The sequence below is a fragment of the Bacteroidia bacterium genome (genome assembly GCA_016218155.1).
Taxonomy (GTDB): domain Bacteria; phylum Bacteroidota; class Bacteroidia; order Bacteroidales; family GWA2-32-17; genus GWA2-32-17.
In genome coordinates this window covers 70,641-80,590 of the sequence record JACREQ010000012.1, presented here as the reverse complement: position 1 = coordinate 80,590, position 9,950 = coordinate 70,641, and the positions used below count along the sequence as shown (strand labels likewise).

At 31.7% G+C, this 9,950-nt stretch carries 9 protein-coding genes; 4 read left to right on the top strand and 5 right to left on the bottom strand.

Going from position 1 to position 9,950, the window contains the following annotated elements; genetic code table 11:
* Together HY951_02375 and HY951_02370 are read left to right on the top strand one after the other, a co-directional pair.
* A partial coding sequence (locus tag HY951_02375; GenBank protein MBI5538875.1) for a DMT family transporter occupies positions 1 to 218 on the top strand: 218 nt, incomplete at its 5' end.
* Between the two features lie 102 nt (positions 219 to 320).
* Positions 321 to 1,544 carry a T9SS type A sorting domain-containing protein gene (locus HY951_02370; GenBank protein ID MBI5538874.1) on the top strand — a complete coding sequence of 408 codons (1,224 nt, stop codon included), beginning with the start codon at positions 321 to 323 and terminating at the stop codon, positions 1,542 to 1,544.
* Positions 1,545 to 1,659: 115 nt separating this feature from the next.
* On the opposite strand, the gene HY951_02365 is transcribed toward HY951_02370, so the two are convergent.
* The 5 genes from HY951_02365 to HY951_02345 form a co-directional block, all read right to left on the bottom strand.
* Complete coding sequence (locus HY951_02365) at positions 1,660 to 2,109, bottom strand: C_GCAxxG_C_C family protein (GenBank protein MBI5538873.1); 450 nt, start codon at positions 2,107 to 2,109, stop codon at positions 1,660 to 1,662.
* Between the two features lie 104 nt (positions 2,110 to 2,213).
* The gene (locus HY951_02360; GenBank protein ID MBI5538872.1) at positions 2,214 to 3,605 is read right to left on the bottom strand and encodes a T9SS type A sorting domain-containing protein; all 1,392 of its coding nucleotides are present in this window, start codon (positions 3,603 to 3,605) and stop codon (positions 2,214 to 2,216) included.
* A gap of 113 nt (positions 3,606 to 3,718) precedes the next feature.
* A complete protein-coding gene (locus tag HY951_02355; GenBank protein MBI5538871.1) occupies positions 3,719 to 4,225 on the bottom strand; it encodes a hypothetical protein in 507 nt (168 codons plus the stop codon).
* A gap of 96 nt (positions 4,226 to 4,321) precedes the next feature.
* Positions 4,322 to 5,941, bottom strand: a complete 1,620-nt coding sequence (locus tag HY951_02350; protein ID MBI5538870.1) for a DUF4139 domain-containing protein — start codon at positions 5,939 to 5,941, stop codon at positions 4,322 to 4,324.
* 16 nt (positions 5,942 to 5,957) lie between these two features.
* Positions 5,958 to 7,205 (bottom strand): ABC transporter permease, encoded by a 1,248-nt coding sequence (locus HY951_02345; GenBank protein ID MBI5538869.1) that lies wholly within the window; start codon positions 7,203 to 7,205, stop codon positions 5,958 to 5,960.
* Positions 7,206 to 7,370: 165 nt separating this feature from the next.
* On the opposite strand from HY951_02345, the gene purH reads away from it, so the two are divergent.
* Positions 7,371 to 8,894, top strand: a complete 1,524-nt coding sequence (purH, locus tag HY951_02340; protein ID MBI5538868.1) for a bifunctional phosphoribosylaminoimidazolecarboxamide formyltransferase/IMP cyclohydrolase — start codon at positions 7,371 to 7,373, stop codon at positions 8,892 to 8,894.
* A 24-nt stretch (positions 8,895 to 8,918) separates the two neighbouring features.
* Entirely contained in the window at positions 8,919 to 9,941 is a 1,023-nt protein-coding gene (locus HY951_02335) for a rod shape-determining protein (protein MBI5538867.1), read from the top strand.
* Positions 9,942 to 9,950: the final 9 nt, after the last annotated feature.

Below are 9,950 nucleotides of genomic sequence, written 5' to 3'. Positions count from 1 at the left end.
TTCTTGGATATTTATTTTACAACTATTCCCTAAGAGTATTAAGTCCTACTGTTGTTAGCTTTTTTATTTACTTACAACCTCTTTTCTCAAGTTTAACTACAATGATTGTTTTTGGCGATAAACCAGGACTTATTGATTACATCTCTGCATTTTTAATATTTGGAGGCGTTTGGTTAGTAAGTATGAAACATAAAGAAAAAAAGTCTGTAGTAGCATAATCACTAATTAAATCATAGTATAACTTTTTTATCATTACGCTCGTAAATAATAATCTTTAATAAACAGGAATTACTAAAATAAATTTTAACAAAATCACTAATATGAATTTTAAAAGAAAAATCCTAACAATTACTTTTGTTATATTGTTATCTACAATAGTCAATGCTCAGACAACTTCTTTGTTTTGCACACATAATTCTTCAACGTTAGGAGGTTTTGCTTATTCTAATTGCGACTTATTAACTGACAGTGTTTATGATTACACTTTATTCCCAGTATTAATAAGTTCAAATTATGTTAGTTCTACAGTTGATTCAGCCAACCATATTTATTATTTTTCAGATGGTGTTAGAATTTACGGAGTAAATACTTTAAATAATAATCTTGTGCTTAATCTACCATATCCGGTAACAGGTACATTTTTAATTGCAAATATTCAATACAACCCATGTGACTCACTCATTTATGGTACTGCTTTCGATTATATAACTAACTATTCTGTAAGTATTATTTCTTTTAATCCTAATGATAGTACCTTAAACACACTTGCATCATTACCAAGTTATCAAATTCATAAAGGATCAGGGACAATAGATACAGCAAATAATTTATATCTTTTCGAGCTTTCAAATAGTCCATTTAACACAATTTGCGGCTTTGATATAACCTTAGGTGCTATTAGTTTTTTAACACAAATATCCTATATGACAACCGAAGAAAACTTTTTTGGAATCTCATATGACTGCACAAACTCAAGACTAGTTGGAATTTCTGTTACTGCATCTGATTCTTTAGCATATTTAAGTTATGTTACTCCATTAAGCGGTGAATTATTTCACATTAACACAATTGGATGGGAAGGAGCATATACTCCTTTCTTACATGCCGGATCATGCATTGATAACACTAACAATGTTTATTATTTTGCTCCAAAACAAAATATAATTAATTCAGTTAATTTGAATACAGGTAATTTAATCTCCTCAGATACAATTTCTGTTAATGCTTTGTTTGGAATAGAATTATTAACATCTTGTACATGTCCTCTTACAACAAAAATTATAACGAAATCAGATAATAGCAAAATAACTATCTATCCTAATCCTGCGTCAAATGAGATTAATATTACCCATTCATTTTTTAATAAGGCTAATAATTATGAATTAATTATATCAAATGCTGTTGGAAAAACACAAAAACAATTAAAGATAAACAGTTCATCCACAAATATTAATATTAGTGATTTACTACCTGGTATTTATTTTATAAAAACTTTAATAAATAATAATGAAACTGATCATAGCAGTTTCATTATTATAAGATAATATCTAAAACTTGGATAATGTTAAATATGCAGTAATAAAAAATATAATCATTAACAATCTTTAAATAGTTTTTGATAAAGTACCTCCAGATTTGACATTACTCTTTGTTAATACTTCATTTCTGGTTAAACCTTTCAAAAATTTTCTCTAGTATTTCTATTGAGGTCTCAATATATTTTTCACACTTTTCGGCATTACAGCCCGTTTTATGTATTGCCAGACCTTCGGATGTACTTATATCACAATCTAATAATTCCTTACACGAAGTTGAACCATGTATTTTAACAAATTGCGAAAATAAATCTTGAACTGAATTATAAGTTAAATCTTTTGAAGCAGTATCCATTGCTTCTGTATTACCTTTTGCTAAACCTAATACAACTGCACCTCCGGTTAATGCGCCGCAAGTCTTGGCTTGCCTGCTAATACCACCACCAAAAGCTGCAGTTGCTGCTAAAATTGTTTTTTCGTTTACATTTACTTTATCAGAAAATTCGGCAGCAACAATTTGTGCACAATTAAAGCCGTTTTTTAGTTTTTCTTTTATTATTTGATTTTTGCTCATTAGTACAATTTGTTATTATTAGTACTTTAGTCACAAGCGTGTATGCTTCACAAAAAGTTGGAGACATTTTCCAAATAAACCTAAATTACGAATAGCTATAATATCTAATGTTTCAAAATTTTCTCTATATGGAATCTCTCTTTTTCATAAATTTTTACAAAGTATATTCCATTAGGAGAATTAGTTATATTTATTTCAACTGCATTATTTTGCATAATGTTTGAAAAATAAATTTTTTCTCCAAGAATATTGTATATTTCAATTTTGTCAATTGTATTTTCAACTTCTTTTTTAACTATGAATAGTCCATTGTTAGGATTAGGGAATGTATTAATTTCAGATTCTAACTGATTATCATCTATGCCAATGACAATGTCATATTTAAAAATTGTTCCCATTTGGTTTGTACCACCACCCTCTGTTACACCATAAAGCGAAGTCCCATTATAAAATAAGGAAGAAGCATACGGAAAACTTCCATTTGAAATACCTGCAAAATCTAATAGTTTTAAATAGTCACTTCCATCAGGTTTTACTTTAAAGATTATACCGTGGCTATTTGTTCCACTATAAGAAGTCATTCCGTAAAGTACAGTTCCAACAAATGTAAGAGAACCAAAAGGCTTATAACCATTCACATTGTCATCGAAATCCCTAAGCTTTAAATAGCCAGTTCCATCTGGTTTGATTTTAAAAATTGTTCCCAAATTGTTTAAACCGCCATAAACTGTCATCCCATAAAGAAATGTACCATCAGAAATAAGTGAACAAACAAGCCCCATTCCATTATTTACACCATCTAAGTCTAGAAGTTTCAAATATCCAGTTCCATCTGGTTTTATTTTAAAGATTGTTCCATTATTATTAGTTCCACCGTATATAGTAGTTCCATAGAAAAAAGTTCCATCAAAAATTAGAGTCCCAGCAGGTCCATTACCATTTGTAATACCGGCAAAATTTAAAAGTGTGGAATAGCCTGTCCCATCAGGTTTTATTTTAAAGATTTTGCCCATATTATTTGTACCACCCTCTTGTGTCATACCATAAAGATATAAGCCATTTAAAATAAGTGAGCCCAAAGGCCCTTTTCCGTTTGAAGTACCTGAAAAGTCCAAAAGTTTAAAATAACTTGTACCATTTGTCTTTATTCTAAAAATTGTACCCATATCATTAACACCTCCACCATGTGTCATTCCATAGAGAAATACTCCATCAAGAATAAGAGAACCAAATGGCTCTTTACCATTAACTGCGCCATTAAAGTCAAGTAATTTATAATAACCTGTACCATCAAACTTTATTTTATAAATTGTACCAAAATTGTTTGTACCACCCGTTGAAGTCATTCCATATAAATAAGTCCCATCTGAAATTAATGTCCCTTCAGGATTACACCCACTTGCAGAACCTTCAAAGTCGAAAAGTTTAGTGTATTGAGCATTTGCAGTTAAAAATGAGGTTAAAATAATAATTAAGATTAAATAATTCTTTTTCATCTTGTTATTTTTAGCTGTTTTTTTTTTACAATTATTTCTGATTTTCTTTCTTTTGTCTTGCTGATTTCATAAACTTGCCTATAACGATTGAAACATGGTGTTTGTGGCTGTTTTTATTTCATTTTCAAAATTTCGCTGTGAGCTTTTCTCACAAAGTCATTATATTCAAATTGTTGTTTTCTAACTTCCTCTAAATTACCTTGTCCTTTTGATATGAGTTCTCTGATACTGTCCATTAACTTTGTTTGAGATAAAGTCATTGCTTGTCCGTAGTTTTTAGAGAATTGCGCATAATTCTGAATGTCCCAATTAATTTCCAAAAGTTTTAAAAACGAGGTTTTAATTGTCCCATTAAACTTATCAATTTCGTTTTTGTTTTTTTCGTTTTGTAAACTGTGTAGCGAAAATATGATGGTTGAAACATTTTCGCTAAAAAAGGTCGCTTGTTTAAAAAACAATTCAGCCCATTTGACTTGCCACTCTTTTTCTTTTAATACTTCAAGTTTGTTTTTTTCAAGTTTTCTTGAAATCAGTAAACCCGCAACTAAAACCAAAATTGGTGTCAAAAGCGAAATACCAATTTTTAAAATTTCAAATGTCATTTTAGTTTCTTCTGTCATTGTTATTTGTCAATTTAAAGTTTGCTGTAGGTGTTGTCCTAAAACAGCTACTAACTAGCTTATAAGCCAGATCCTGTAATCCTTTTTATAAAAAAATTACTCTAAAACCACCGTTTTATCCTTAGGATATTTAACAGCATAAACAAGTTTAAATTTCTTTGTTTCGGCAGGTTTCAACTCTAGCTTCCAGCTTAAAAGTGCAGATTCTTCTTTAACTTTTGCATTAGAAATATCTATTCTTTCAATTTCAATTTCTTTGTTTGTTGAAATTGGTAATTGGTCTTCTATAACTATTGTTATGGGTTGACTCTTTTTATTACGTACAGAAATTTCAAACCCTCTTGTATCTTTTTGGTTAGTGCCAACAAGTTTACGACTTGCATAATCTTTCATTTTTTCGCGTTTAATTACAATATTTTTATCCCTGCCAAGAGATAAATCAAGAGTATCGTTTAAGTTGCGTGCATCAAAATATGATTGTCCGATATATGTTCCCTCAAAATAAAGAAAGATATTGCCAGGTAGCATATTCAAACTCTCCCACCCTGTTACTTTTGCTAACAAAAATGCATCTTTATCAATTTTTGGTGCAGCATAATATTCATAAGTTGCAGGTAAAGTTGTTTTAGTCATTTCAACAGTATAGGCATTTCCGTTTGCAGGAATATCATAAGGCTGAGAAATTTCAAATTCAATATTTGTTGTACTTTCTGTTACGGATGTATATGAACTGCTTGTTTTAGCATCCATAACACTTACTTCGTTCATAGCCATTGATGCAGGTGCAGCTTCAGATTTCATTACCTCTCCTTTTGCTTTCTCTTTATTTATTTCATAAGAATATGTATATGGCTCATAAAATCCAAGATACCATGGATTAATATTTGGTTTTGTTCCGCTAACTGAAGGATTTGCAGTTGACAATGTAAGTTTTACTTTTTCCCAGTCTTCGCCGGTAGTCTGATATACATTAGCTTTATAAGCAATCTCAATCGGGTTATTAATATCTTTTGCACGTAAATCATATGAAGGACTCCACCCTGCAGTGCTAACAATGTAGCTTACAGTAAAAGCAGCATTAACAGACTGATCGGCATTTACCATAACAACAACTTCAGAAGTAGGAATATTCTTTTTGGCATTTAGCGCAGCAAGTTGATTGAGTATAACATTCATTCGTTCATTGTATTTTAAAACCTTTTTATTTATTGCAAGTTGTTTTGTTTTTATATCAGCTAAACGATTTCTATAAAAATCACTTGCTTCTTTTAACGCTGCAATACTAACACCTGTATTCTGACCTGCAAGAGATTTATTTGTTAGTATCATTCCCTCTTCGTTGTTATAAACGTATAACATTCCGTTTTCGTAATTAATTTTATCTTTAATACTTTCCAAACTATCTTCCAAAGCAATAATTTCTTTAGTCTTTTCCTGTTCTTTTAAATAATTTATCTGGTGAACAACAGACATAATAGTAAAATCACCTTTACCATTAACCTGAACAGATTGAGGGTTTAAATCCTGTGGCAGATCTCTTATTATTACAAAGCTGTTTCCTGCCGGAAGCTGAGCAGTACCAATTCTTGAAATTTGAGCACCACTAAGAAAGATAGTAATGTCTTTAATAGTAGTCTTCATTGTTTTAGGATCATTAATTGCAAAAATCTGAGCAAACATTAAGCTTGCCAATGCCAGCATAATTATCTTTTTCATACGTTAAAAATTTATATTAGAAATTTGAGTTAATTGCATCAACAGGATTTAATCTGGAGGCAGAAATTGCAGGTGCCAGTCCGGAAATAATTCCAATAACAACAGAAATAAGAACTCCGGAAAAAACATTTCCAAAGCTCATGGCAAAATTCATATCAACTGCTCTCGACCCCAACACAGTTCCAATGTAGACTAATAAAAGCCCTACTAAACCACCAATTAAAGAAAGCATAACAGATTCAGTAATAAACTGAAACAGGATAAAATAATTTTTAGCACCCAACGCTTTCTGAATACCAATTATTTTGGTACGTTCCTTTACCGATACAAACATAATATTTGCAATACCAAACCCACCAACCAAAATAGCCAAACCACCTATTAACAAACCTGCTAAATCAACAATTTGAAAAACCGATTCAAAACCCTGAGTTATCAAGCTAGCCTGATTAAGTGCAAAATCGTCTTCCTCCACAGGGCGCAATCTTCTTATTGAACGCATTATTCCGCGCAACTCATCCTTCAACTCAACAAGTTCAATATTTTTTGCAGCCTTTACCATTATAATAGGATTCATACCTTCGTCTTTCAGGTCAAAAATATTACGACCATAATTCAATGGTAAAATAATTGCATTATCCAGACTTGCATCAAAAACTCCGCTTCCTTCCTTTTTAAAAACACCTAATACAGTAATCTTTCTACCAAGCAATTTTATTTCTTTACCTAGTGGATTCATTTCTTTAAAAAGCAACTTGGCAACTGTACTTCCTATTATAGCTTTTGCAGAACCATTATTAGATTCAAAATACGAGAAATATCTTCCTTTTTCAATTTCAAAAGAACGAATTTTATCGTAATCTTCAGTAGCCGAAATGATAGTAACGTTTTCGGCAGAATTACTCCTGTATTCAAGGGTTTTATTTGAAGTAGCCATAAAAGCAATAGCTTCAGATTTTTTTGATCTTTGCTTTAGCTCTTCAGCTTCTTTGGCAGAAGGTACAGGGCGATTTAAATATTTCCACCATGGATAATCGCTGCCAAATTCCCAGGGCCATTTATCAACATAAACAACATTATTACCTAAAGATGCAATACTGTCTGTAATGCTTTTCTTCATGCTATCGATAACTGTGAAAACAGAAATAATAGCAAAAATCCCAATTGTAATTCCCAGTAAAGAAAGAAAAGTACGCATCCTGTTTACAACCAGTGAACTGATTGCGGATAAAAAACTTTCTTTAAGTAACCGAATAACAAGCATTAAATTTCAAATTATCAAAAACAAAAATACAGAATGATTAGTTCTATTTTATGATAATTCATATAAAAAATATTTTTTTATAATTTTTTATAAAAGAGAGCATATAAAAATTGGTTTTAATAAGGGAAAATGATAATTTTGTGGACTTTTTCAAATAATTTGAATGTGAATAACTTAAAAGCAATTAAATCAGCATTTATATCTGTATTTTACAAAGATGGACTTGACGTAGTCGTTAAAAAACTCCATCAGTTAAATGTTCAGATAATTTCAACCGGAGGAACAAGAGAATTTATCGAAAAGATGAATATTCCGGTAATAGCAGCAGAAAGCCTGACTGGTTTTCCTAGTATTCTTGGCGGCAGAGTAAAAACTTTACACCCGAATATTTTCGGTGGTATTTTAGCTCGTCGCGACGATAAAACTGACATGCAGCAGGTAGAAGAATATAAATTTAAGTTAATAGATTTAATAATTGTAGATTTATATCCTTTTGAAGAAACTGTAAAAAAAGGAGCTCCCGATGAAGATATTATTGAAAAAATAGATATCGGAGGTATTTCTTTGATAAGAGCTGCAGCAAAAAATTTTAATGATGTTGCTATAATTTCATGTCAGCAACAATATTCATATTTAAACGAACTACTCGAAAAAAACAATGGAAATACTACAATTGAAGAACGCAGAAAATTAGCTGCCGAAGCTTTTGAAGTTACTTCTCATTACGACACTCATATATATAAATACTTTGCAGGAAATAATCCTACTTCATTTAAGTCAAGTATTAAAAACGCACAGACTTTACGATATGGAGAAAACCCTCACCAGAAAGGATATTTCTATGGAAATCTGGATGAAGTTTTTGAAAAAATTCACGGAAAAGAAATTTCTTACAATAATTTGTTAGATATTGATGCTTCTGTTGCATTAATAAGCGAATTTACCGAACCAACTGTAGCTATAATCAAACATAACAATGCATGTGGATTAGCTTCAAGAAGTACTTTACTTCAGGCTTGGAAAGATGCGCTTGCCGGCGATCCTGTTTCTGCATTTGGTGGTATTATCGTAACAAATAAAACTGTTGATAAAGAAACAGCTTTAGAAATTGACAAATTATTTTTTGAAGTAATTATTGCACCTGCTTACGATAACGATGCACTTGAAGTATTAAAACAAAAAAAGAACAGAATTATTTTAATTCTTAAAAACATAAACTTCTCTACATCAAGTTTCAGAACATTGTTAAACGGCGTACTTGAACAGGAAAAAGATTTAAAAACCGAAACTATTAATGATCTTCGCACAGTAACAGAACGAGAACCAACAAAAGAAGAAATTGAAGATCTTATTTTTGCTAACATTTTAGTAAAACATACTAAAAGTAACTCTATTGTTTTAGCAAAAAACAAGCAACTTCTAGCAAGTGGTGCAGGACAAACTTCAAGAATTGATGCATTAAAACATTCAATTGAGAAAGCAAAAAGCTTTGGCTTCGATTTAAAAGGAGCAGTAATGTCAAGCGATGCATTTTTTCCTTTTGCTGATTCTGTAGAAATTGCATATAATGCTGGGATTACAGCAGTTATACAACCAGGTGGCTCAATTCGCGATGAGGATACAATAAACTTTTGCACAAAACACAAAATGGCTATGGTTTTTACTGGAATTCGTCATTTTAAACATTAACTTTATACCCGAAAAGCTAACAATATGGGATTATTTTCATTTTTTAATCAGGAACTTGCAATCGACTTAGGAACAGCCAATACCATTATTACACATAATGATAAAATTGTTGTTGACGAACCTTCAATTGTTGCAATTGACAGACATACCGGGAAACTTATTGCTATTGGCGATAAAGCCCGTCAGATGCATGGTAAAACCCATGACAATATAAAAACTATCAGACCGCTTAGAGATGGTGTAATAGCAGACTTTAACGCAGCCGAATTAATGATTCGTGGTCTTATTAAGATGATAAATCCGAGACCAAGATTATTTTCACCTTCAATGCGAATGGTAATAGCTATTCCATCAGGAAGTACCGAGGTTGAGATTCGTGCTGTACGTGACTCCTCCGAACATGCCGGTGCACGCGATGTTTACATGATATACGAACCAATGGCAGCAGCTTTGGGTATTGGATTAGATGTTGAAGCTCCTGAAGGCAGCATGGTAATTGACATTGGTGGTGGAACAGCAGAAATTGCAGTAATTTCTTTAAGCGGTATCGTTTGTAATAAATCGGTAAGAACTGCAGGTGACGTATTCACTGCAGATATTATGGAATATATGCGTCATCAGCATAATATGAGAATCGGTGAACGTACAGCCGAAGACATTAAAATTAATGTTGGAGCTGCATTACCTGATTTAGAGAATCCTCCACCTGATTATATTGTTAAAGGACCACATCAGATGACCTCTTTACCAATTGAGATTCCTGTATCGTATCAGGAAATTGCACATTGTTTGGATAAATCAATTTCAAAAATTGAAGTTGCCATTCTTCAGGTTTTAGAAGAAACTCCACCTGAACTTTATAAAGATATAACAAATAGCTTTATATACTTAGCCGGTGGTGGTTCGTTGCTAAGAGGACTTGATAGACGCTTAATGGAAAAATACAACATTCCTGTAAAAGTTGCTGATGATCCATTGCACGCTGTTGCAAGAGGAACCGGTATAGCACTTAAAAATGTTGATCGTTTTTCATTCTTAATGAGGTAGGATAAACAC

Coding starts and splice junctions, on each gene's coding strand:
- HY951_02365 (MBI5538873.1), bottom strand. CDS start 2,109: ATGAGCAAAAATCAAATAATAAAAGAAAAACTAAAAAACGGCTTTAAT.
- HY951_02335 (MBI5538867.1), top strand. CDS start 8,919: ATGGGATTATTTTCATTTTTTAATCAGGAACTTGCAATCGACTTAGGA.
- HY951_02345 (MBI5538869.1), bottom strand. CDS start 7,205: ATGCTTGTTATTCGGTTACTTAAAGAAAGTTTTTTATCCGCAATCAGT.
- HY951_02360 (MBI5538872.1), bottom strand. CDS start 3,605: ATGAAAAAGAATTATTTAATCTTAATTATTATTTTAACCTCATTTTTA.
- HY951_02355 (MBI5538871.1), bottom strand. CDS start 4,225: ATGACAGAAGAAACTAAAATGACATTTGAAATTTTAAAAATTGGTATT.
- HY951_02350 (MBI5538870.1), bottom strand. CDS start 5,941: ATGAAAAAGATAATTATGCTGGCATTGGCAAGCTTAATGTTTGCTCAG.
- HY951_02370 (MBI5538874.1), top strand. CDS start 321: ATGAATTTTAAAAGAAAAATCCTAACAATTACTTTTGTTATATTGTTA.